Origin of the sequence: Allobosea sp. 2KB_26 (genome assembly GCF_052115715.1) — a bacterium.
Taxonomy (GTDB): domain Bacteria; phylum Pseudomonadota; class Alphaproteobacteria; order Rhizobiales; family Beijerinckiaceae; genus Allobosea.
Map to the genome: position 1 here is coordinate 120,008 of NZ_JBFRHE010000003.1, position 23,536 is coordinate 143,543.

Below are 23,536 nucleotides of genomic sequence, written 5' to 3' on the forward strand. Positions count from 1 at the left end.
CTACCGCTGTTCGGATGGGCCGCTGCCCGGCCCGCGTGCTTCGTTTCCGGCCCTGGCCAGTTCGAGCGCGCTGATCGACCGGACGCAATGCGTCAGCCGGTCGAGCAGTCGCGCGGCCAGCCGCGTGCGCTGCCAGTACAGCGTGACGGAGATCGGCCGATGTGGCGGCAGCTCCACCAGGCGGCCGGCATCGAGATGCGGCGTCGCCAGCGGCAGCGGCGTCATCGACCAGCCCAATCCCGCCAACGTCATGTCCAGCATGCCCTGGGTCGAGGGTGTCCAATGGACGGGTGGGGAAACCGGCGTCCCCCAGGCCTGCCGCGCCCAGCGCGCCTGCAATTCGTCGCGGCGGTCGAAGCGCAGCATCGGTGCTTCCTGAAGGCTCGCAGCATGGACACCGTCGGGGAAGGACCGGCTGATGAAGCCGGGGCTGGCCGTCGCCACATACTCGATGGCGCCGAGCGGATAGATCTTGCAGCCGGGAACCAGGGCGGGATCGGCCGTCACGGCCGCCAGGACCTCTCCCGTGCGCAGCCGCTCGGCCGTATGGGCCTCGTCATCCATGACGAGGTCGAGCATCGCACCGGTTTCGGCCGCGAACTGTGCCGCCGCCCGGGGAAACCAGGTGCTGACGCTGTCGGCATTGACCGCGACCCTGACCGTGGTCGCGCCAGTTTCCTGAACCGCCAGTCCCGGCAGATCATGGACGACTTCGCTTTCGAGCAGCCGAACCTGCTCGACATGGGCGCAGAGCTTGGCGCCGATCTCGGTCGGGCGACAGGGAACGCCCCGCGTCAGCAGGATCGCGCCGAGCCGCTCCTCGAGCCCCTTCACCCGCTGGGACACCGCCGATGGCGTGACGCCGAGCGCCAGCGCGGCTCTCTCGAAGCTGCCCTCGCGGGCGACGGCGGCAACGGCCGCCAGGGACGCATAGTCCAGCATTAGCCCGCCTAATTCATGATTAGCTTCTTTAGCTAGACTACATCGCTCGCCGAGCACATCAAGGCGACATGACCAGCTCTCTCCTGCCATCTCTCTTGCCCGCCTTCACCAAGGGTTTTGCCCTGTCCGCCGGCCTGATCATGGCCATCGGCGCCCAGAACATGTTCGTGCTGCGCCAGGGGCTCAAACGGGAGCATGTCTGGCCCATCGTGCTGTTCTGTGCCGCGGCCGACGCCGCGCTGATCGTGGCCGGCGTCAGCGGCCTCGGCAGCGCGCTTGCTCTCGTTCCGGGCCTGTCGCTTGGGCTCAGCCTGGGGGGCGCGGCCTTCCTCAGCTGGTACGGCGTTTCGGCGCTCAGGCGGGCCGCCAACCCTTCCGTCCTCATCGTCGAGCAGCAGGCGGGCATGACGCTTAGCGCAGCGCTGGCCGGCACCGCCGCCTTCACCTTCCTCAACCCTCACGTCTATATCGACACGGTCATGCTCATGGGAGCCGTCGGGACGAGCCTTCCGCCGATCGAGCGGCCTCCGTTCATGGCCGGCGCGGCGATTGCCAGCTTCGCCTGGTTCGCTTCGCTCGGCTTCGGCGCGCGCTTCCTCGCCCCGCTCCTGTCCCGCCCGGCGTCCTGGCGCGTTCTCGACCTCGGCATTGGCGCGATGATGCTGGCGCTCGCTGCAAGCCTGCTGCGCGACGCGCTGATCCCCTGACCATCGCCACCGCAAGCTGCCCCCCTCGCCCGCGTCAGGCCGCGTTCGGCTTCCAGTCGGCGACCGCGACGGCGAGTGTCGCCGCAGCCTCGACGATCGGCCGCGCCGGCATCGTCACATAGGATGCGGTGAAACTCATCGGGGTCGGAACCCAATCGCAGTTGAGGGCGACGAGCTCGCCGGATTCGACGAAGCGCTCGACCAGCGGCGACGGCAAGGTCGCGATGCCGAGGCCGTCCAGCGTCATGTTCAGGCAGGCCCCCAGATTGCTCGACGAGACCGGGCGGCTGAGCCGGCTGCTGTTGCGCTTGAAGTAGTCGACGACCTCCGCATAGGGCCGCGTGTTCTTGGCATGGGTCAGGATCGGAAACCGGGCGAGGTCGTCGGCCCCGGCAGGATCGGGCAAGGCTGCGGCAAACCGGGGTGCGGCGACCCAGGGCAGCGCCACCGTCCCCAGCGGCAGATTGGTGACAGAGAGGTCCGAGATCGGCCCGTTGAGGAACGCGATGTCGAGCGAGCCGTCGATGAGATTGCGCTGGAGATTGAAGGTCAGGTCGACGCTCAGCTCGACCACGACCTCGGGAAAGCGCACGGCCATCTCGCGCAGGAAGCGATGCAGCCAGGTCTGGGCGACGGTTTCCGCGACGCCGAGTTTCAGGATGGATTGCCGGCTCGTCGTGTCCCCCGCCTGAAGCAGCGCCTCGGTTGCCTCGAGCGCCCGGGCCGCGAGCGGGAGCACGCTCTTGCCCTGATCGGTCAGCACGACCGATCCGGCATCGCGTTCGAACAGGCGCAGGTTCAGCACTGCCTCGAGCGCTGCAATCCGCGCCGAAATATTCGGCTGCGTCGTGTGCATCTGCTCGGCGACGCGGCGGAAATTCCTGAGCGAGGCCAGGCGAACGAAGGTTTCGATCTGCTTGAGCGTGATCTGCATCGAAGGCCCCGGTCTGCTCCGCGCCGGGCGAACCACAGGATCAATATTTTCTATGCTCGTGAGACAATCAAATAATTAGACCTGATCATCGATCGCAGCCATGTTTTTGCAGGGGATAGGCGCACAGCATCGGTCACCCCCGTGATGCACTGAAAGGTGGTTTCCGTGAGCGGCACTGCATCCCTCCAGGGCAATCTCGGCGCCGATATCGGCGGCACTTTCACGGATGTCGTGCTGGAGATCGGGGGCGAAAGCTACTCCGCCAAGGTGCTGACCACCTATGACGCGCCCGAACGCGCCATCATCGAGGGCATGCACCGCGTCTGCGCCAAGGCGGGCGTGACGGCCGCCGCCATCGGCCGGATCATCCACGGCACGACGCTTGCGACCAACGCCCTGATCGAACGCCGCGGCGCGAAGACGACGCTGATCACGACCGAAGGTTTTCGCGACGTAATCGAGATGCGGACCGAAAGCCGGTTCGAGCAATACGACCTCAACCTGACGCTGCCCCTGCCCCTGCTGCCGCGCAACCGGCGCTACACGCTGCGCGAGCGCGTCGCTGCCAGCGGCAAGACGCTCATCCCTCTCCGCCGCGCGGATGTCGCGGCGCTGGCCGAGCAGATCGCAGAAGCGGGCTATGAGAGCGTCGCGGTCGGGTTGATCCATTCCTATCTCGACCCCAGCCACGAGCGGCTGGTGCGCGAGGTGCTGCTGGAGCGGATGCCGGGTCTCGCGGTCTCGATCTCGTCGGAGGTCTCGCCGCAGATGCGCGAATACGAGCGCTTCAACACGGTGGTGGCCAATGCCTATGTCAAACCGATGATGAAGCGCTATCTCGCCAGCCTCGCCGCGAAGCTGGCGGGGGAAGGCGCGGACTGCCCGATCTTCCTGATGCATTCCGGCGGCGGCATCATGTCGCTCGAAGGGGCAGCGGAGTTCCCGGTTCGCCTCGTCGAATCCGGGCCGGCCGGCGGGGCAATCTATGCAGCCGATGTCGCCGCGCGCTTCGGCCTCGACCGGGTTCTCTCCTTCGACATGGGCGGGACGACCGCCAAGATCTGCCTGATCAAGAACCAGACGCCGAAGACGAGCCGCGTCTTCGAGGTGGCGCGGAGCTACCGCTTCAAGAAGGGCTCGGGCATGCCGATCTCGATCCCGGTGATCGACATGGTCGAGATCGGCGCCGGCGGCGGCTCGCTCGCCCAGGTCGATTCGATGCGCCAGATCCGCGTCGGGCCGGAGAGCGCCGGCTCGGAGCCCGGCCCCGCCTGCTATGGCCGCGGCGGCATGAGGCCGGCCGTCACCGATGCCGACCTCCTGCTCGGCAAGATCGACCCTGCCCATTTCGCCGGCGGCAGCATGCTGCTGGACGTCGCCGCCGCGCGCACAGCCGTGACGGCTGCGATTGCCGACCGGCTCGGGATGAGCGGCGAGACGGCCGCCTTCGGCATCGTCGAGGTCGTCGACGAGAACATGGCCAATGCCGCCCGCGTCCATGCGGTCGAGAATGGCGAGGATCTTTCCGGTTACACGATGATCGCCTTTGGCGGTGCGGCACCGCTCCATGCCGGGCGGCTCTGCGAAAAGCTCGGCATCGCGCGCCTGCTGGTGCCGCCCGGGGCCGGCGTCGGCTCGGCCATCGGCTTCCTGCGGGCGCCGTTCAGCTTCGAGGCGACGCGCAGCGTCTATATGCGCCTCGCGGATTTCGACGCCTCGCTGGTGCGCGACCTGCTCTCAGAACTCGAAAGCGAAGCCACGAGCTTCGTCCGCTCCTGCGACGCGCAGGCGCCGCTCAGCGTCGAGGCCAAGGTCTACATGCGCTATGTCGGCCAGGGCTGGGAAATCCCGATCGATGTCAGCCGGGCGGAGCCTACGATCGATGCCTATCGCGCACTGTTCGAGGTCGAATATGCCAAGCTGTTCTCCAGGACAGTCCAGGGGCTCGACATCGAGATCACCGTCTGGGCCGTGAATGCGAGCACGGCGAAGACGGTGCCGGCGCAGGCCGAGGGGCTGGGCGCCCTGGCGGCGCTGACGGCGAGTTCGCAGCGCGAAGTCTTCGATCCCGCGCTCGGCGTTCGGGTGACGGCCGGCGTGTTCGCGCGCTCGGAGGTCGCGATCGGCCGGCTCGTGGCGGGCCCCTGCGTCATCGTCGAGGACGAAACCACGATCATCGTGCCCGCCGGCTGCGCAGCGACCTGCCGTTCGGATGGCTGCATCGAAGTTTTCAAGCCGAGCACCGACGCGGCGGAAGCCCGTCTCGCCGCCATGATCGAGGCCTGACCATGAGCAAGCTTTCCACCGTATCGCTGCAGGTGATGTGGAACCGCCTGATCTCGATCGTCGAGGAGCAGGCTCAGGCCCTGATCCGCACGGCCTTCTCGACCTCGGTGCGCGAGGCCGGCGACCTCTCGGCCGGCGTCTATAACCGGGCCGGGTTGATGCTGGCCCAGGCCGTGACCGGCACGCCTGGCCATGTCAATGCGATGGCCGATGCGGTCGCGCATTTCATCCGCGAGATCGGGCCTGGCAACATTCTCGAAGGCGATATCTACATCACCAACGACCCCTGGATGGGGACCGGGCACCTGCACGACATCACCGTCGTGACGCCCTCCTTCTACCGGGGGCGGCATGTCGGCTTCTTCGCCTGCACGGCCCATGTCGTCGATATCGGCGGCCGCGGCTTCGGCGCGGATGCCAACTCCGTCTATGAGGAAGGCCTCTATATCCCGATCATGAAATTCGCCGACCGGGGCAAGGTCGACCAGCCCTTCGTCAGGCTGGTGCGCGGCAATATCCGCGAGCCCGACCAGGTCGTCGGCGACATCTTCGCGTTGGCGACCTGCAACGATGTCGGCCATCGCCGCCTGACCGGCATGCTCGACGAATTCGCCCTCGACGGGCTGGAGCAGGTCGGCGATTTCATCCTCGAAAACTCGCGCCGCGCGACACTGGAGAAGATCGCGGCGCTCACACCCGGCGCAGCCGAGGGCGCCATGCTGAGCGACGGCTTCGCCACGCCAATCCTGCTCAAGGTCAAGGTCACCATCGGCGCGGACGAGGTTTGCGTCGATTTCGCGGGCTCGTCCGGCGTCGACCCCAAGGGCATCAACTGCCCGATGGTCTATTCCAAGGCCTATGCCTGCTATGCCTTGAAATGCGCGATCGCGCCTGAGATTCCCAATAATGCGGCCTCGCTCGAGCCCTTCCGCATCACGGCTCCGGAGAACACGATCGTCAACGCGCTGCATCCGGCGCCCGTCGCGCTGCGCCATGTCATCGGTCATCTCATCCCCGACACGGTCTATGATGCGCTCGACAAGCTCCTGCCCAGGACTGTTCCGGCCGAGGGCGCAGGGCCGCTCTGCAATTTCCAGGTCTCGCTGCGCCCAGCCTCGGAGGCCGCGCGTCTTTCCGGAGCGAGGCGCGCCGAGGTCTTGATGTTCAATTGCGGTGGCTCGGGCGCGCGCCCGACGCTCGATGGCATGAACACCACCGCTTTCCCCTCAGGCGTCATGACCATGCCGATCGAGGCGACGGAGCATGCCGGCCCGATCATCATCTGGCGCAAGGAATTGCGGCCCGATTCCGGCGGCGCCGGCCGCTTCCGCGGCGGGCTCGGCCAGTTCATGGAGGTCGGCGCCGTCGAGGGTCATGTCTTCGACATGTCCGCGATGTTCGACCGCCTGAAACATCCGCCGCGCGGGCGTCTGGGCGGGGCCGATGGCGGCGCGACCGAAATCCGCCTCGACGACGGCACCGCCATGGCCGGCAAGGGGCGCCAGGCCGTTCCCGAGGGGCGCAAGGTGATGCTGTCGCTTCCCGGGGGCGCCGGCTACGGCCCGGCCTCGGAGCGCAGCCGCGCCGCCGTGCTGCGCGATCTCGCGCTCGGCTATGTCTCGGCCGAGGCGGCCAAGGCCGCATATGACGTCAGCGACGCCGAGATCGCGGCGGTCGAAGCCGGACTGAAGCGCGGCGAACTGCCCTCCCCCGGATGACGCCGTGCCACCAGATCCGTAACGCCGATCATCCCGATCCCCGCCGCGCCGGCCCGGTGCGGCGGTCAGCCTGTGACGACGCGAGGACCGCATGCCACCTTATGACCGCATCCTGATCACCGGCGCGGCCGGCCGTCTCGGTTCGCATCTGCGCACCGGGCTCGCGCATCTCGCCGGGACGATCCGTGTCGCCGATCGCGAACCGCTCGGCCCGCTCGCTGCCCATGAGGAACAGGCGATCTTCGATCTCGCCGACATGGAGGCGACGATCGCGGCGACCGAGGGCTGCGATGCCATCGTCCATTTCGGCGGCGCGCCGACCGAGCGGGACTGGCAGACCATCCTCGATTCCAGTATTCGCGCCTCCTACCACATCTATGAGGGCGCCCGGAAACACGGGATCAAACGCGTCGTCTATGCCTCATCCGTCCATGCGATCGGCTTCCATGAGATCGGCGCGCAGATTTCGGTCGATGCGCCGATTCGGCCGGACTGCCTCTACGGCGTCGGCAAGACCTTCGTGGAAAGCCTGAGCCGGCTCTACTGGGACAAGTTCGGCATCGAGACGGCGTGCCTGCGCATCTTTTCGTCCTTCCCCGAGCCCGTCGACCGGCGGATGCTGTGGTCCTATCTCTCCTTCGCCGATTGCGTGCGCCTCGTCGAAGCCTCGCTGACGGCGCCCTTCGTCGGCCACACCATCTCCTTCGGCACCTCGGACAACACGGTGAAGGCGGTCGACAATAGCGGCGCCAACCATCTCGGCTATCACCCGCAGGACAGCTCGGAGCCGTTTCGCGCCAAAGTCGAGGCGAATGCGCCGACCCTCGACCCCAAAACTCCGACGGGCCGCTATCTCGGCGGCAAGTTCTGCGAGATGGGCCATCCCGACGACGAAGTGAAGGCCTGACATCTGCGGGCGCCCTCATGCGCCTGCACAATGTTGCGCCTGCACCAAGCCTTTCACGGACCTGACTGAGCGGAGCCGATTCAATGCTGGAGGACAAGCGTTCGCACGGGCTCTGGGAGCTCTCAGCCCCTCCCGCCCCGCCGACCACGGTCCTGCGCGAGCAGATCTCCGCCGACGTCGTCATCGTCGGCGGCGGCTATACCGGGCTCTCGGCGGCGCTGCATCTCGCCAGGGGCGGCAAGAAGGTCGTGGTCCTGGAGGCGATCGAGATCGGCTTCGGCGCATCCGGCCGCAACTCGGGCTTCGTCAATGCCGGTCTCTGGGTGATGCCCGACGACCTGATCGCGACGCTCGGCCAAACCTATGGCAACCGCCTGATCGGGCTGCTCGGCGAGGCGCCGCGCGAGGTTTTTGCGCTCACGGAACGCTATGGCATGGAATGTCAGGCCGACCATCGCGGCACCTATCATTGCGCCGTCGGCGCAAGCGGCCTGAAGCAGCTTCAGGCCCGCCAGGCGCAGTGGAGCAAGCTCGGCGCCAAGGTCGAGTTGCTGAGCGCCGGCGATACGCAGGCGAGGACCGGGACTACCGGCTATACCGGCTCGCTGTTCGACCCGCGCGCCGGCACGATCCAGCCGCTCGCCTATGCCCGCGGCCTGGCGGGCGCCGCGATGACCGAAGGCGCGACCATCCACACCGGCAGCGCGGTGACCGGCTTGGAGCGCAATGGCAGCGCCTGGCTGGTCAGGACAGCCAGCGGCAGCGTCAGTGCGAACTGGCTCATCCTGGCGACGGACGCCTATTCGACCGGGGTCACCACGAGCATCCGCGAGGAGCAGGTGCATCTGCCCTATTTCCATGTCTCGACCGCGCCGCTCGGCCACAATATCCGCAAGACCATCCTGCCGCATGGCGGCGCGGGCTGGGACACCAAGACCATCCTGAGCGGTTTCCGGCTCGATGCAGAGGGGCGGCTGATCGTCGGCAGCGTCGGCGCGCTACGCGGAACGGGCCTGAGCGTTCACCGCGCCTGGGCGAAGCGGCATATCCGGAAGCTGTTTCCGCAACTCGGCGAATTCGAGCTCGAAACGGAATGGTATGGCAAGATCGGCATGACGCCGGATCATCTGCCGCGGCTGCATAGCTACGGCCCGAACGCCCTCGGCTTCAGCGGCTATAACGGACGCGGCATCGCGCCGGGCACCGTCTTCGGGCGCGAACTTGCCCGGCTCATCCTGGGCGAGATCGATCTCGCCAGCATGCCGTTGCCGGTCTCGGAGATCGCCATCCCGGCATTCCGGGGCCTCAGGGAGGCGTATTACGAGGTCGGCGCGCAAGTGGCGCATCTTCCGATCGCGCCGGCCTGAACCACGCAGTCGCACCATCGGCGAGATCGCGCGGTCGCGATGCAGTGCCTTCCCGGGGGGGCGGCACGCCGCCAGCCGTGAGCCGGCCCGCAGGCCGCCGGCTATTGTAACTGATCCGCCGCTTTAGTGGCCTGATCCAGCCAGAAACGCATTCCCATATCGCGGTACATCGTCGTGGCGATCTCGAGCTGCTCGCGGGCCTCGGCCAGCCGGCCTGCACGCAGGTGCAGATGTCCGAGGCCATGATGGCAGCGCGCGACAAGCGAGCCCAGTCCAAGCTCCGCCGCGAGCACGAGCGCCTCGCGGTAGTGAATTTCGGCCTGTGCGGCGGATCCGGTGCGAACCATAACCTCTCCAAGCAGATGGAGGGCCCCTGCCTCGCCACGACGTTGACCATTCTCCCGCGCCGTGGCCAGAGCCCGTCCGGCATATCTCAGAGCGTCCGCATGCTGGCCGGCGAGCAAATGCGCGTCCCCGAGGGGTACCAGGAACAGGGCCTGGCCAAAGCGATGCCCCATGGCCTCGAGAGCGCTCAACGCCTGCTCCAGCAGAGGCAGGCCTCGTTCGGTCTGCCCCAGCAGGGCATAGGCATAGCCGAGCGTGCCGGTACTGCCCGCGGCCATGAAGGGCAGGTCGAACTCGCGAGCCACGACGCAAGCGCGCTCCAACCGCGTTATGGCTTCGGCGAACTCGCCGCGGATGACCAGGAGGTCGGCGAGACACCAATAGGCGATCGTCAGGCCGAGGGGGTCATCGACCGCCAGCGCGATGCGAATGCTCTCCTCGCCATGCAGGATGCCCTGCTCGAACCTGCCCTGCTCGGCATGGATGCGCGCCAGGAAAGCGCGGACCGTCACGGCTGGATATCCAGCGAGACCAAATCGCTCGAAGCGGGGCTGACGATCGAGCAATTCCAGCGCTCGCACGAAAAGCGGCTCGACCTGCTGGAATGCCATCGTCGAGAAGCAGGCCGTCCCGAGAATCAGGGTCGCCGCCATCTGGAGCGGAACGTCGCCGAGCGAATCCGCCAGCGCCAGCGCCTGCTGGCCAAAACCCGCGGCTTCCGCCGGATCGCCGCCCAGCGCCAGGGTCTGGCACATATGGAAGGCGAACCGCGCCAGCCTGTGTTGATCATCCAGGCGCGTGGCCAGGCTCTCGGCCTCGCGAAGATGGCCGATGATGCGGTCGAATTGTCCGAGCGGGAGAAGCGACGCCTTCAATTCGAACCGGAGATCGATGGCCTGCTCGTGCGTCTCCCGGGTCTCAGGGAGTGTGGCCAGAACGCGCAAGGCCTGCTCGAAAAACCCCGCGGCCTCGCGATTGGCCCAGCGCGCCTGCGCCAGCCGGGCTGCCTTGAGCCAGTAGCCGACCGCCTCGCCGCCGAGCGCGGCTTCCGTGAAATGGTGCGCGACGAGCTCGGGTTGGTCTTCGGCCCAGGCCTGGAACTGATCGATCAGCGTCCGGGCGATCTTCGCATGCAGGTCGCGTCGCCGGCTCCTCAGCATCGTGGCATAGGCAGCGTCCTGAACGAGCGCGTGCTTGAAGACGTAGCCTTGCCCTGAAGATGCACCGCGGCGTGAGACGAGGCCGGATTCCACGAGCCGCGCGAGCGCCGTCTCGAGCTCCGCGGCGGCAAGGCCCGACACCGCAGCGATCAGCTCGTGTGAGAACTCGCGACCGATCGCAGCGCCGATCATGGCTGCGTCCCTTGCCGGGCCGAGCAGGTCGAGTCGGGCCGCCAGCGCGGCCTGCAGCGTCGTCGGGATAGCCACTGACGGCAGCGGCCCGTCGAGGACCCAGCCGTCCCCGGTCTGACGCAACAGCCCGCCTTCGAGAAGCGAGCGTGTCAACTCCTCGATGAACAGCGGCACGCCATCCGTGCGCGACATGATCTGGCCGACGACCGCATCGGGGAGCGCCCTCTCCCCGGCCACGCCGCGCATGATGCCCGCGCTGTCGCCCGGGCCAAGGCGGCTGAGCGACAGCGCGGTGACATGTGGCTGGTCGAGCCAGCCGGGCTGGAACTGCGGCCGGCAGGTGACCAGCAGCAGCAGGGGCAGCCGGGCGGCGCGGGTCACCAAGCGCTCGAGCAGGTCGAGCGACGACGGATCGATCCAGTGCGCGTCCTCGAACAGGATCAGGACCGGTTTCCGGGCTGCGGCGCGCTCGATCTGGTCGAGGAGCAGGCCAAGCGTCATCTCGCGCTTCTGTTGCGGACTGGCCGCCAGCGCGGGGTAGCGGTCCTCCAGCGGCACTCCGGTCAGCTCGGCGAAGAGCGCCATATCGCGCGGCAGATCGAGCGATGTCGGCGCAAGCAACGCCTCCAGCCTGTCGAGCTTCGCGCCGGCACTGTCGCCGGGGCCGAAGCCGGCATCCTGCTGGATGCGGGCAATGAACGGGTGCAGCGGGCTCTGGGCATGATGCGGAGCACAGGAATAGCGCAGGAGGGAATCGGGCCCGGAGCCGGTCCGGGCCGGCACGCTCTCGGCCAGGCGCGACTTGCCGATGCCAGGCTCGCCCGAGATCAGAACGACACGCCCTTCCCCCGCACCGGCCTGATCCCAGCGGCGCAGAAGCAGCGCGATCTCCTCCTCACGGCCCATGAGCGGGCTCAGAACCGCACCGCGCCGGGCATCGAAGCGGCTCACCCCGGCGATCTCGCCAAGCACCTGCCATGCTTCAAGCACCTGCCATGCTTCCGGCTGTTGCGAGCCGCTGCGGGCCGCGAGCGCCCGGCAGGCGAACTGTCGACCCACAAGCTGCTGCGTGCTCGCGGCAATGACGACTTCGCCCCCTGCCGCACTGCCCTGCAGACGCGCTGCCAGGGCCGGGGCCTCCCCCGTCGCGACATGCTGCCGGTTCTTGTCCGCTGTCGATTTCTCCCCGACGACAACGAGCCCGGTGGCGATGCCGACACTCGCCTGCAGCGCCCCGGCCAACGGCGCGGCCAGGCCGCCGATGGTGGCGGCAAGGAGAGCAAGGCCGGCGCGCACGGCGCGTTCGGCATCATGCTCATGGGCGGCCGGATAGCCGAAATACACGACAACGCCATGGCCCTGGTAATGGGCGACGAAGCCGCCAAATCGCGCCGCGACATCGGCGACGGTCGCGTGGAAGGCGGCGATCAGATCGTGGATATCTTCGGGATCAGAGCTCACCGAGGGGCTGATCGCGCCGACCAGATCGCAAACAAGAATGGTCAGCTGGCGTTGCTCGCGAGCATCCGGACGAAGCCCCTTCGCAGGAGCCTCGCCGTCTCGCGCCGCGACGATCCTTGCCGCGACAGGCGGTTCGACTGTCCCGGAGAGTGCAGGATGCCGTTCGCCGCTCGTCCGCGGCGCAGCCTCTGGCGTTGCGCTGCGCAGCTCCGCCGCCAGCGCTTGCGTGACCGCATCGGGCGCTGCGCCGAGCTCGCGCCTCAGCAACGCAGCCAGATCCTGATAATGCCTGAGCGCCTCGGCTTTGCGTCCCATGGCGACGAGCGCGTGGAGGGCGACCCGATGCGCATCCTCGCGCAGGGCATTGACCTGGATGGCCCGATGAGCCGCCTTGAGCGCAGCCTCCTCGTTCCCCGCCCGCATCGCGCCCTGGCTCGCGCTGACCATCGCGTCGAGCGCCAGGCCTTCGAGGCGTCCTCGCAGCGAGGCGCGCCAACTCAGCCACGCGTCTTCTTCGATATTCAGGTCGGCCAGGAACGAACCCCGGTGGAGATCGGCGGCCGCCGCGAGCGACGCAGCCCCACCCTCGGTGATCAACGCCTCGAAGCGAACAGCATCGCAATCGATCGCACCGGGCGCAAGCCAGACCTCGTCGTCGGTACTGACGAGCGTTTCCTGGCCTAAAATCCGGCGCAGCCGAAAGATCGCCTGCCGCAGGTTCTGCCGGGCCTGCGTCTCGAAATGCGAGCCCCAAAGCAGATGGGCCAGCTTTTCACGCGGCTGGGGTTGAGGCGCCGTGCAGGCCAGATAGGCCAACAACCCCGACAATTTCCGGCTCGGCAGCCGGACGATGCCATCGCGCGTTGCCAGCTCGAATCGTCCGAGCAGCGAGAGACGGAATTTGGGAAGAGCGACACCGTCCTTCATTCTGCCGGCAACACGAACACGTCAATCCTTCTCGAAAAGCACAGGTTCTGCCCGGCGCGAACGCAGAGGCAGGCAGAATTAACGTTCGTGTCACGGCGCAGTAACGCCCCGACGACGGTGGCCGAACTTAAACAATAGCCAGAGATCGCTGCGCCGGACAGCGGTGTTTTGCATGCGTGAGATGGACTGATGACATCGACCTTGTTGACCAGCGCAACGCGCGGTTTGCGTCGCGGGTGGCTCTTGTCCACCACCGCATTGGCGGGATTGGTCCTGACGCTTCCGGGCGCGGGCAGCTACGCCCAGACCCTCGTGACGAATGGTACTCTGGTCGTGAGCTCCGACGCGCAGCTCGGCGGCGATACCGTCACTGTGGACAACAGCGCCGATCTTGGCGCCACCCTGGCGATCAATGCCGGCGTCAGCATCGGCAACGAAATCACCCTCAATAACGGGGGCACGCTGAGCAATGCGGGCACGCTTTCGCGAACGGCTGCAGGGCAGGCTGGCGTGCTGTCCACGACCGGCCTCGCCACGGTGGAGAACGCAGCCACCGGGCGGATCGAGGGGGATTCCGCCGGCGCGCAACTCGGCGATGGCGGCTCGGTGACCAACCGGGGCGGCACCATCACAGCCGTCGGCCACGGCGTGCTGCTCGACAAGGGGGGTGACGTGAGCAATCTCGGCGCCGGGAGCGCCATCCGCGCCACCGGCACTGATGGCCTCGGCGTGTTCATCAATACCGACGGAACGGTGACCAACGGAACCGGCGCCAGCATTGCCGGCGGGTTGGGCGGCGTCCGCATCTGGGGTGCGGGCACGGTGACCAACACCGGCGGCAGCATCAGCGTGACCGCTGACAACCAGGGACATGGCGTGGAGATCGTCGCCGGCCTGGGCATTGTCACCAACCAAGGCGGCGGCACGATCACGGGCAAGCTCTACGGGGTGAGCTTTGCCGATGGCGGCACGGTGACCAACACGGCAAGCTCGATCATCGCCGACGGCACAGACGCCCTTGCCGCGGGCGTGGGCATCAGCGGCGCGGCGGGCACGGTCACCAATACCGGGTCGGGCAGCCTCATCAAGGGCCCCTCGGCCGGCGTGCGCCTGATCAATGGCGGCACGGTGACCAACGGCGCCGGCGCCACCATCGAGGGCACGGCATCGGTGCAGGCGATCGGCGGAAACACCGCGCTCAGCAATTCCGGCGCGCTGAAAGGCAATGTGGCGCTGCGCTCCGCGGGCACCAACACCGTCACGCTGTTCACCGGCTCCAGCATCACGGGCAATCTGGGCATCGGCACCAACGCTGCCTCCACGCTGACGCTCGATGGCGCGGGCGCTCAGCTCTATTCGGCGGCCGTCAGCGGCACGACCAGTTTCAGCACCGGCGCGCTCGTCAAGCAGGGCAGCGGCACCTGGACACTGGACAAGGCCGTGACGCGCAGCGGCACGACCCAGGTCAAGGCCGGAACGCTAGTCGTCGCGAACGCGGCCGGCCTCGGCTCCGGCGGCAACGCGACGGTATCTGGCGGCGCGCTGCAATTCGGGACCGGCGCAGCAGCCGGAACCTACACTCTGGCGGGCGGCATCAATGTGACCGGCGGCAGCCTGGCGATCCAGAGCCTGGCGACGGTGAAGGTCGCCCAGGATGTCGGCTTCGCCAACAATACGGCACTGTCGGTCATGGCCTCTACGGGCGGTCCCCTCCTCCAGGCCGAACGCGTCACGCTCGGCAGCAATGTCACCTTCGACCTCAGCGGCATCGGCGACGCGAACGGCCTGGAGAAGGTCCTGATCGATACGCGCTCGGGAATCAGCGGCGACTTCGGCACGGTCACGGTCGGCGGCTTCAACGGGACGGTGGACTATCTGACGCTGGCGACCGGCAAATCGGCCGACAGCAAGCAATTTCTCGCCAGCTATGGCTTGAGCTGGACTGCGGGCAACTCGCTCGCGCATGGCACCTTCACGTTGACCAATGCCGCCGACAGGTTCGATGTCGGCGCGGCGCTGACAGACAGGGCGCCCAATGCCGCAACCGGCTGGGACGGCAGGTCCCTGACCAAGGCCGGCGCTGGCACGCTCGTGCTCTCGGGCGCCAGCAGCTTTAGCGGCACAACCACGGTCAATGCCGGCACGCTCGTCGTCAACGGCTCGATCGCGAGCGCGGCGACGGTGAACAGCGGCGGCACGCTCGCGGGCTCGGGCACGCTCGGCGGCCTTGCCGTGACGAGCGGCGGTACGGTCGCGCCGGGCAACTCGATCGGCACGCTGACCATTGCCGGCAATGTCGCCTTCGCCGCCGGCTCGACCTATCAGGTCGAGATCAATGCGGCCGGACAGAGCGATAGGATCAATGCCTCGGGTGCGGCGACGCTGTCGGGCGGCGCCGTCCAGGTCCTGGCAGAGAACGGCACTTACGCGGCCTCGACGACCTATACCATCCTGACGGCGGGCGGCGGCGTCAGCGGGCAGTTCGCCGGCGTCAGCTCGAACCTCGCCTTCCTGACGCCCTCGCTGGCTTACGACCCGCAGAACGTCACTCTGACGATGAGCCGCAACGGCACGTCGTTCGGGCCGGGCGGCGGCGGATCCTTCATCGCCCGAACGCGCAACCAGAGCGGGATCGCGGTCGCGGCGGAGGGGCTGGGAGCGGGAAACCGCGTCTATGATGCGTTGCTCTCGGCCACAGCCGATGAGGCGCGCGCCGGATTCGACCAGCTCTCGGGCGAGGCCCATGCCCAGGGCGTCGCGGTTGCGATCGGCGAAAGCCGGCTGCTGCGCGAGGCCATCCTCGGGCGCCTGCGCGGGCCGCTTCTGGTGGCGCCGGGCCAGAACGTCGCGGCCGAGTTCACGGCCGACCTGCCGCGCACCAAGGGCGCGGCCCTGCTGCCGGCGCCGCGCTTCGAGGAGCGCTTCGCAATCTGGGGCGAGGCGGTGGGAGCCCAAGCCAACAGCAATGGCGACGGCAATGCGGCGAGCCTCTCGCAGCGCACCGGCGGCGCCATCCTCGGCGCCGACCTCAAGCTCTACGATACGGCTGCGGGCTCGCTCAGGCTCGGCGTCGCCGGCGGCTACACCCGCTCGAATTTCGATGTCGATGCCAGGCTGTCCTCCGGCCGGCTCGAGAGCGGCCATGCCGCGCTCTACGCTGGCGCCCGTCTCGGCGCCTGGCGGCTCGATGGCGGCCTCGGCTATTCCTTCGGCGAGACCAACCTGACCCGCCAGGTCCAGCTCCGCAGCTTTAGTGACAGGCTGTCCTCGCAGCGCGACACCGACGTGGTGCAGGCTTTCACCGAGCTCGGCTATGCCTTTCGCTTCGAGCACTTTGCCCTTGAGCCCATCGCCCAGCTCGTCCTGCTCAGGGTCTCCTCCGGCTCCGGCCTTGAGCAGGGAGGCGCGGCCGCGCTGCGGGTCTTCTCCGGCGACCAAAATCTCGGCTTCGCGACGCTCGGCCTGCGCGCTGAGGCGCAGATCGGCACGATGCCGCTCTTCGCCCGCGGCCTGCTTGGCTGGCGTTATGGCTTTGGCGAGCTGACGCCGCAGGCTACCACCGCTTTCCTTGCCGGCACGACCCCGGCCTCGGTTTACGCGACGGCCATCGATCGCAATGCGCTGGTCGCCGAAGCCGGGCTCGACTGGCGCGCCATCGCCTCGACCACGGTCGGGATCAGCTATTCCGCTGTCATAGGCGAACGAACCCGCGATCACGCCCTCAAGGGACGCATCGACATCCGGTTCTGAAGGCGAGCACAGGCCGATTCCGGAGCCGTGGATCGCGCGCCCGCCTCTAGGCCGGGTTCAGAGCGTCATCCGCCTTACGCACGGCCAAGGCGAAATCCGCCAACTTGACCGGGTCGAGCTGGCCTGCCGTCCGGACACCTGAAGACAGGTCCACGCCGAACGGCCTGACCTGCCGGATCGCGTCGCCGACATTGGCCGGGGTAAGCCCGCCCGCGAGGAACACCGGCAGAGGGCTGGCTTGGACGAATTCGGCGCTGATCGCCCAGTCATGCGGGCGTCCAGTGCCGCCCAGCTCCGGCGTCGCTGCGTTCGGACTCCCTGAGTCGAGCAGGAAGGCGTGAACATGGGGGCTGTAGGCCGGGATCAGCTCCAGCGCTGCGCGGCTCTCGACATGGACGACCTGAACGCGGCGCAGATCAGGCTCGATCACGGCCAGACGGGCGGACTCGGCCGGATCGATGTTCCAGAGAATCTGGACCGTGCTCGGACGCGTCCGGCGCACATGGGCGGCGATCGCGTCGGCTGTCCGCTCGACGGTCAGCAGGAATGTCGCGACGGGAGGCGGCGTGAGTGTCGTGATCGCGGCGACTGTCGGGTCCGCGACATGGCGAGGACTGGAAGGCCCCACGCAATTGAAGCCGAGAGCATCGACGCCAGCCGCTACCGCCAGGCGGGCTTCATCGGCTGACGCGATCCCGCAAACCTTGATCCGGGTTCTCATGCGCCAGCAATCCGCCAAATCGGTTCATGACGCAATCTCCCCTCCTCGCCCCAGTTGAACCGACAGCGGATAGCCTTCGTGCTCGTGGACACAGACATTGCCAGCAAGCAGACATTGCCGAGGGGGCAGGAGCCGACTTCCGCCCCGCCCTACGCCAAGAATTTCACCGGCTGGCGAAGGACCGTCTTGAGCCTCCCCGCTTCAGTCCTGCGCGGATCGCTCAGATAGATTTCGTGGTGCGGGCCGTTGAAGGTCATCCCCTTGCCCGGCATCACCTCATCATGGAGCCGGGCCAGGGCCGGCCCCTCCTCATCATAGCTGCCCACATGCAAGGTCTGGAGCGAGAGCCCTTCAGCATAGGATTCGTGGCGCAGGCTCTGCGGGGGCTGGCCAAACTTGCCGCCCATTTTCATCACCGCCTTCTCGAACATGTCATGGGTGACGAAATCAGGGACCATGATCATCATCGTCCAGCGCCACTGGTTCTTTTGACGGGTGATGAAGCTCCGGGGATCGTCGGCCCACCACAATCCTTCCAGCGGCGGCACCACATAATCCGTGCCGAGCTCAGCCTTTGCGGCGAATTTCATGGCGTAGCTGACGCCGTAGAGCCATTCGATCGCCGAACGGTAAGCCGGTGCGGTGTTGGGATCGCCTTCGCCGTTCACCTTCACGAACGGCATCTGCCGCACGTCGACCAAGGCGAAGTGCCCGGTGGGCGGGTCATAGAGTGGTCTAAGGGCATTCTTGAAATCGATCTTCGCCATCTTCGGAGCCGTCCTCATTGGCGTCACTGCCACCGAAACGATCGTTCTTTGACGATGAATGGCAGCGATCGCTCACGGAACAGGCCCGATGCCCGCCACCAAACTTTGAATTTCAGCGCAGGCCAGGTCGGTTGGCAAACCAAGTCAGGCATCGGCCAGGTCTCACAGAACGCCCGGTCGATGAATCCCGCCGGGCCCTGCCACGACGAGGTCGCGACGCCGGGCGGATGCCGGCGCCGCAGATATCGGTTGCGGCCCCTTACCGAGATGTCCCGGTGAAGGGCCGCTTCGTGCTTAGTTGCGATACCAGGAAGCGAGGTTCCAGGTGTCGACGTCCCAGCCGCTGTGATCATGCGCGAGGGTCAGCGCCGCAGCGACGACCTTGGTCCGCGACAGGACCGGCAGGATCACGTTGGCCTCGCAGAAGATCTCGTTGACCTTGATCAGCAGCGCAGCGCGCTTGGCCGGGTCGAGTTCCTTCTGCGCGGCCTTATAGGCCTCGTCAGCCGCCGGGTCGGAGTAGCGCGAGACGTTGCGGCCGAGCCACTTGTTCTCCTTGTTGGCGATCTCCCAGGACACGAACTGGTTCAGGAAGCGCTCCGGATCGGGCTGCGGCTGCGTCGTGGTGTACATCTCCATGTCGACATAGAGCTTGGTATAGGTGTCGGGGTTGGCGACGTCCGAGGAGAAGAACACGGACGCGGTCACCGACTTCAGCTCGAGATCGATGCCGGCGCGCTGGCAGGCCTGCTTGACGATCGCCTGGACCTTCTGACGCGGCGCGTTGATCGAGGTCTGGAAGACGAATTTCAGCTTCTTGCCATCCTTCTCGCGGATGCCGTCGGCGCCCTTCTTCCAGCCGGCGTCGTCGAGGATCTTGTTGGCCTTCTCGAGGCTGAACTCGTATTTCAGCTTCTCCGACTTGAACTGCTTCGGCTGGTTCACGAAGCTCGCCGTCGCGATGCCGCCGCGGCCATAGATGAACTTCTGGATCGAGTCGCGGTCGATCAGCAGGTTGATCGCCTGGCGCACGGCCGGGTCGCTGAGCGTCGGGTGCTTGGTCTTGACGCTCGAACGCTCGCCGTCGACCTCGGTCCACGGATCGGTGGTGTTCAGGGTGATGAACTCCACGTCGCCGGCCTGCGCTGCACTGATCCTGCCGCGGCCACCCGTCTCCATGCGCTTGAGAACTTCGTCCTCGACCAGCGTATCCCAGGCATAGTCGTATTCGCCGGTCTGCAGCACGGCGCGCGCCGCCGAGATCGCGTCACCACCGCCCTTGACCTCGAGCGTGTCGAAATGCGGCTTGTTCTGAACGTGGTAATTCTCGTTGCGCGTGCCGGTGAGGACGTCGCCCGGCTTGAAGTCGACGAACTTGTAGGGGCCGGTGCCGACGGGCTTCAGGTTGGCCGGAGCCTCGCGCGACTTGGCGCCCTTGTACTCGCCGAAATGGTGCTTCGGGATGATCATGCCGGCGACGCCGACGAAAGCATCGGCCCAGAACGGCGTCGCTTCCTTGAAGATCACCTTGACGGTGTGGGAGTCGATCTTCTCGACCTTGATGTCCTTGTAGGCGCCGGTCGTGTAGGCGGCGGTCGCCGGATCGGCGGCATATTCCCAGGTGAAGACGACGTCATCGGCCGTGAACGGCTTGCCGTCATGCCAGGTCACGCCCTGCTTCAGCTTCCAGGTGACGCTCTTGCCGTCCTCGGAGAGGCCGCCATTGGCCTTTGTGGGAGCTTCGGCCGCGAGCTGCGGGAAGAGATTGCCCTCCTTGTCCCAGCCGGCGAGCGGCTCGTAGAAGACGCGCGAGGCGACCTGGTCCTTGGTGCCGGAGGCGAAATGCGGGTTCAGCAGGGTCGGAGCCTGCCAGAGCAGGATCTTCAACGGTCCACCGCCGCCAGCCTTCGTCGGCTTGTATTCGATCGTTGCGTTCGCCATCGCGACGCCGTTCCAGGCAAGGATCTGACTCGCGATCGGCGCCGTGATACCCACAGCCGCCATTCTCTGAATAAAGGACCGCCGCGAAAGGCGCCCTTCCTTCAGATTGTTCACCATCCCCTGGATATCTTGACTATTCATGACTTACCCTCGGATTCACATGACAAGATACCAGCCACTATACTGGCCAGATCCAGCCTTCTTTTATTGAGTCTAAAACGAGACGATGCTTTGGACCCAATGCTCGTGGTAAGAGCTACAGAATTAAGCCCGGCTTAAGGCAATCGGCTAAGGTGGCGCTTAAGGTCCGCGCCCGGCACAAGTCGGATATGCGGATGCCGCGCAGTACGATCGCGCCGGACACCGGATGCGACCCAATTGGCAATGCCGAGGCTGTCGGTGGGCGTGCAGCAACGCTTCACCCCGTGCGCAATTTGGGCTTCGCAGCATCGCTGTCCTGTAGCAGTAATGACGGCGCCTGCTTCGCAGGCGAACTTGGCCGCAAGGGTGACAGCGGCCGGGCTGCACGCCATGCAGGCCGTTATGGAGGAGTCCTTCGTCATGTGTGATCTCTGCTGCTCGCCCGTGTCAGGCCTGTCCCGCCGGGGCCTCTTTGCCGGCATGGCGGCCCTTGCCGGCGCCGCCGCCCTGCCCCGGCAGGCCTTCGCCCAGGCTGCGCCCCCGCAGAATGCGATCTCGCCGGACGAGGTGCTGAAGCGGCTGATGGAGGGCAATGCGCGCTATGCGGCCAATACTCCTGCCAACCAGGATTATTCGGCCGGCCGGGCCGCCCGCGCCAGCGCCCAATATCCGGTCGCCGCGATCCTGAGCTGCGCGGATTCGCGGGTCTCGCCGGAACTCGCCTTCGACCAGGGCCCCGGCGACCTCTTCGTGGTCCGCCTCGCCGGCAATTTCGTCAATGACGATGGCCTGGCCAGCCTCGAATATGCCGTGAAATACCTCAACACGCCGCTCGTCATGGCCCTTGGACATTCGGGCTGCGGCGCGGTCGACGCCACGATCAAGGTCGTGCGGGACAAGGCGACCCTGCCGGGCCACCTGCAGGAGATGGTGCGCGAGATCAGGCCGGCGGTCGAGGCCGCCAAGGCCGGCAAGCCGGACGACCTCCTCGCCGCAGCGATCACGGAAAATGTCCGCCGCGGCAGACGCCGGCTCGAGACCGCCAAGCCGATCCTCGCGGAGTTCGTCGCAAGCAGGAAGATCAAGGTGGTCGGGGCGCATTACGAGCTGGCGAGCGGCAAGATCACGCTGGTATGACGCTTGGAGGGAGGCGCCGGTCGCCCCCCTCGGGAGTGAGCCGCGCGATCTGCCCTTCTCTCGACTTCCGCTTTCATGCCCTCTCCGTTAGGCACGCGGGGAAAGTGAGGGGAACACTCCCCGCAAGTCGATCGAACAGGGAACTGGCGTGCGCAAACTTGGCTTTGACCTGCGTCAGCTGGAGATCTTCCGGGCCGCTGTTTCCGCCGGAACGCTTACGGAAGCAGGACGCATGCTCGGACTCACTCAATCCGCCGTGTCCCAGGTCATAGCGTCATTGGAGAAGGAGTTCGAGGTTTCGCTGATCGACCGCAGTATTCGTCCGGTTCAGGTCACCACGGCAGGCCGAATGCTGCTGGAACGTGCGGAAGCGCTGCTCACCGAGGCCACCGAGCTCGACATCAATCTGCGTCGGATGAGCCGAAACGCGACGCCGACCCTCAGGATTTCGATGGTCGCTTCGCTGACCACGGTCGTTGGTCCGCAATTCGTGCGCGAACTCGGCCATTCCTTCAAGCGCTGTTCGCTCTTCGCAAACCTGCGCGGGGTCAGCGAACAGCAGTTCCGCAGCCGGGAGATCGACATCCTGATCGGCGTCGACCTGTTGCGCGAAACCGACGTGGCGCTCACCATTCCCCTGCTGATCGAGCCCTTTGCCCTGCTACTGCCGGAGGCCTGGGACAAGCCCGTCGCGAGCCTGGCGGATCTCCAGGGTCTCAGCTTCATCCGTCACACCCAGCGGACCAGCGCAGGCAGGCAGATCGAGCAGGCGATCCGCCAGCGCAGGCTCGATTTTCCCCGTGAATTCGAAAGCGACACGGCGGACACGATCGCGACGATGGTGTCCGCCGGATTGGGCTGGACGATCACGACGCCGCTGATTGCCCTGCAGACGCGGGAGCGGCTGCGCGGAACGCGTCTCGTCGCCTTGCCGGCCATGAAACTGAGGCGGCGTGTTGACCTCTATGCCCGGAAGTCCGAGCTCGGAACGATCCCGCAGGAGGTGGCTCAGCTTCTCTGCAAACTCCTGCGGACCCAGGCCCTCCCCCTCCTCCGCGACATGGCGCCGTGGATGGGGGATCAGTTCCACCTGTTCGAGCAGGAGAAAGGCTGAACTCCTGCCTTTCCTCCTGCTTGCCGTCCTCCGGATCAGTCCAGCGGCTTGCCGTTGATCGCGATGCTCTTGAGCCCACTCGGCTGAACGCCGTATTTGTCGACGATCGCCTGGTAGCTGCCGTCGGCAATCATCGCCTTCAACGCTGCAGCCACCGCGTCCCGCAGCCCGGGATTCTTCTTGGAGACGCCGATGCCCTGATAGGTCATCGCGAACGGCTCTCCCAGGAGCTTGTAGGTATTGGCTTCGAGACCCATCAGGTAAGGCAGGGTTTCATTCCCCTGCGCGCCGGCGTCGATACGCCCCTGGCGCAGTTGAGCCCGCGCATCGGCCGAGCCTTCGGTACCCAGGATCTTGACCGCCGGCTTACCCGACTTGACGCAGTTCTCCTGGCTCCAGCTCTCGATCTCCTTGGGGAAATTGGTTCGGCGGCTGGCTCCAACCGTCTTGCCACAGAGGTCGGCCACGGATTTGAATTCATCCGTCCGCTTCTGCTGGACGAAGTACTGCACGCCTGACTGCATGTAATCGACGAAATCGATGAGTTCGCGCCGCTCGGGCAGATCGTTCATGCCGGCCAGGATCAGGTCGACCCGCTCGGTCGTGACCGCACTGATCATCTGCTCGAAACTGGTTTCCTGCCACTCCACCTTGACGCCGAGCCGCTGGCCAATCGCGTTCCCGACATCGATGTCGTATCCGCTCAGCGTGTTCGTGGCCGGATCCTTGAAGGTGACGGGCGGATAGTTCGCCACGGTGGCAATAACGATCTTTCCGGCCGTTTTGAATTTTTCCGGCACGGCCTGCGCGTGAGCGCAGGACAAACTGGCGAGTAAAGCCGCGACGGCACATGCATGGATCTTCATTTCCCACTCCTCTTCTGTGTTGAAAGCGAACGGCCGGCGCTAGATCGCCATGCGTCCGTTCGGACGCAGGCCAGGCGATCTAGATCCCTGTTGGGCATCGGATTTTTCGAAAACCGGATTCCACTTTTCGATCCGATGCTCTAGATCGCCATG

15 protein-coding genes are annotated in these 23,536 nt (G+C 66.5%); 8 read left to right on the forward strand and 7 right to left on the reverse strand.

Annotation, left to right across the window (positions count from 1 at the left end):
- Complete coding sequence (locus tag AB4099_RS11365; protein WP_441478149.1) at positions 1–942, reverse strand: LysR family transcriptional regulator ArgP; 942 nt, start codon at positions 940–942, stop codon at positions 1–3.
- Between the two features lie 68 nt (positions 943–1,010).
- On the opposite strand from AB4099_RS11365, the gene AB4099_RS11370 reads away from it, so the two are divergent.
- Positions 1,011–1,649, forward strand: coding sequence for a LysE/ArgO family amino acid transporter (locus tag AB4099_RS11370; protein ID WP_441478150.1), 639 nt, complete (start codon positions 1,011–1,013; stop codon positions 1,647–1,649).
- A gap of 34 nt (positions 1,650–1,683) precedes the next feature.
- Here AB4099_RS11370 and AB4099_RS11375 read toward each other — a convergent pair whose 3' ends face one another.
- Positions 1,684–2,583 (reverse strand): LysR family transcriptional regulator, encoded by a 900-nt coding sequence (locus AB4099_RS11375; RefSeq protein WP_441478151.1) that lies wholly within the window; start codon positions 2,581–2,583, stop codon positions 1,684–1,686.
- A gap of 165 nt (positions 2,584–2,748) precedes the next feature.
- Between AB4099_RS11375 and AB4099_RS11380 the strand changes: the two genes are divergently transcribed.
- From AB4099_RS11380 to AB4099_RS11395, 4 genes are all read left to right on the forward strand, one after another.
- Positions 2,749–4,869, forward strand: a complete 2,121-nt coding sequence (locus tag AB4099_RS11380) for a hydantoinase/oxoprolinase family protein (protein WP_441478152.1) — start codon at positions 2,749–2,751, stop codon at positions 4,867–4,869.
- Positions 4,866–6,587: a hydantoinase B/oxoprolinase family protein gene (locus AB4099_RS11385; protein ID WP_441478458.1), complete on the forward strand. Its 1,722-nt coding sequence runs from the start codon at positions 4,866–4,868 to the stop codon at positions 6,585–6,587. The genes AB4099_RS11380 and AB4099_RS11385 overlap by 4 nt, the downstream gene beginning before the upstream one ends.
- Before the next feature lie 91 nt (positions 6,588–6,678).
- Positions 6,679–7,494 carry an NAD-dependent epimerase/dehydratase family protein gene (locus AB4099_RS11390; RefSeq protein ID WP_441478153.1) on the forward strand — a complete coding sequence of 272 codons (816 nt, stop codon included), beginning with the start codon at positions 6,679–6,681 and terminating at the stop codon, positions 7,492–7,494.
- Positions 7,495–7,577: 83 nt separating this feature from the next.
- On the forward strand, positions 7,578–8,861 hold the full coding sequence (locus AB4099_RS11395) for an NAD(P)/FAD-dependent oxidoreductase (RefSeq protein ID WP_441478154.1): 1,284 nt from the start codon (positions 7,578–7,580) through the stop codon (positions 8,859–8,861).
- A gap of 101 nt (positions 8,862–8,962) precedes the next feature.
- On the opposite strand, the gene AB4099_RS11400 is transcribed toward AB4099_RS11395, so the two are convergent.
- Positions 8,963–12,946, reverse strand: a complete 3,984-nt coding sequence (locus AB4099_RS11400; protein ID WP_441478155.1) for an AAA family ATPase — start codon at positions 12,944–12,946, stop codon at positions 8,963–8,965.
- A 189-nt stretch (positions 12,947–13,135) separates the two neighbouring features.
- Here AB4099_RS11400 and AB4099_RS11405 point away from each other — a divergent pair, with 189 nt between their 5' ends.
- Complete coding sequence (locus tag AB4099_RS11405; protein ID WP_441478156.1) at positions 13,136–16,696, forward strand: autotransporter domain-containing protein; 3,561 nt, start codon at positions 13,136–13,138, stop codon at positions 16,694–16,696.
- A 46-nt stretch (positions 16,697–16,742) separates the two neighbouring features.
- Here the strand turns inward: AB4099_RS11405 and AB4099_RS11410 are convergent, their stop codons facing one another.
- From AB4099_RS11410 to AB4099_RS11420, 3 genes are all read right to left on the reverse strand, one after another.
- A complete protein-coding gene (locus AB4099_RS11410) occupies positions 16,743–17,417 on the reverse strand; it encodes a phosphoribosylanthranilate isomerase (protein ID WP_441478157.1) in 675 nt (224 codons plus the stop codon).
- 149 nt (positions 17,418–17,566) lie between these two features.
- Positions 17,567–18,184: a GyrI-like domain-containing protein gene (locus AB4099_RS11415; RefSeq protein WP_441478158.1), complete on the reverse strand. Its 618-nt coding sequence runs from the start codon at positions 18,182–18,184 to the stop codon at positions 17,567–17,569.
- 294 nt (positions 18,185–18,478) lie between these two features.
- A complete protein-coding gene (locus AB4099_RS11420) occupies positions 18,479–20,266 on the reverse strand; it encodes a peptide ABC transporter substrate-binding protein (RefSeq protein WP_441478159.1) in 1,788 nt (595 codons plus the stop codon).
- Positions 20,267–20,686: 420 nt separating this feature from the next.
- Between AB4099_RS11420 and AB4099_RS11425 the strand changes: the two genes are divergently transcribed.
- Positions 20,687–21,403, forward strand: coding sequence for a carbonic anhydrase (locus AB4099_RS11425; protein ID WP_441478160.1), 717 nt, complete (start codon positions 20,687–20,689; stop codon positions 21,401–21,403).
- Between the two features lie 148 nt (positions 21,404–21,551).
- Positions 21,552–22,517, forward strand: coding sequence for a LysR family transcriptional regulator (locus AB4099_RS11430; RefSeq protein ID WP_113516263.1), 966 nt, complete (start codon positions 21,552–21,554; stop codon positions 22,515–22,517).
- Between the two features lie 35 nt (positions 22,518–22,552).
- Here the strand turns inward: AB4099_RS11430 and AB4099_RS11435 are convergent, their stop codons facing one another.
- Entirely contained in the window at positions 22,553–23,383 is an 831-nt protein-coding gene (locus AB4099_RS11435) for an ABC transporter substrate-binding protein (RefSeq protein ID WP_113516264.1), read from the reverse strand.
- Between the last annotated feature and the right edge of the window lie 153 nt (positions 23,384–23,536).

Excerpts from the sequence above, each read along its gene's own strand:
- AB4099_RS11365 (WP_441478149.1), bottom strand. The coding sequence starts at position 942 with ATGCTGGACTATGCGTCCCTGGCGGCCGTTGCCGCCGTCGCCCGCGAG.
- AB4099_RS11370 (WP_441478150.1), top strand. The coding sequence starts at position 1,011 with ATGACCAGCTCTCTCCTGCCATCTCTCTTGCCCGCCTTCACCAAGGGT.
- AB4099_RS11375 (WP_441478151.1), bottom strand. The coding sequence starts at position 2,583 with ATGCAGATCACGCTCAAGCAGATCGAAACCTTCGTTCGCCTGGCCTCG.
- AB4099_RS11390 (WP_441478153.1), top strand. The coding sequence starts at position 6,679 with ATGCCACCTTATGACCGCATCCTGATCACCGGCGCGGCCGGCCGTCTC.
- AB4099_RS11395 (WP_441478154.1), top strand. The coding sequence starts at position 7,578 with ATGCTGGAGGACAAGCGTTCGCACGGGCTCTGGGAGCTCTCAGCCCCT.
- AB4099_RS11400 (WP_441478155.1), bottom strand. The coding sequence starts at position 12,946 with ATGAAGGACGGTGTCGCTCTTCCCAAATTCCGTCTCTCGCTGCTCGGA.
- AB4099_RS11405 (WP_441478156.1), top strand. The coding sequence starts at position 13,136 with ATGACATCGACCTTGTTGACCAGCGCAACGCGCGGTTTGCGTCGCGGG.
- AB4099_RS11410 (WP_441478157.1), bottom strand. The coding sequence starts at position 17,417 with ATGAGAACCCGGATCAAGGTTTGCGGGATCGCGTCAGCCGATGAAGCC.
- AB4099_RS11415 (WP_441478158.1), bottom strand. The coding sequence starts at position 18,184 with ATGGCGAAGATCGATTTCAAGAATGCCCTTAGACCACTCTATGACCCG.
- AB4099_RS11420 (WP_441478159.1), bottom strand. The coding sequence starts at position 20,266 with ATGAATAGTCAAGATATCCAGGGGATGGTGAACAATCTGAAGGAAGGG.
- AB4099_RS11425 (WP_441478160.1), top strand. The coding sequence starts at position 20,687 with ATGTGTGATCTCTGCTGCTCGCCCGTGTCAGGCCTGTCCCGCCGGGGC.
- AB4099_RS11435 (WP_113516264.1), bottom strand. The coding sequence starts at position 23,383 with ATGAAGATCCATGCATGTGCCGTCGCGGCTTTACTCGCCAGTTTGTCC.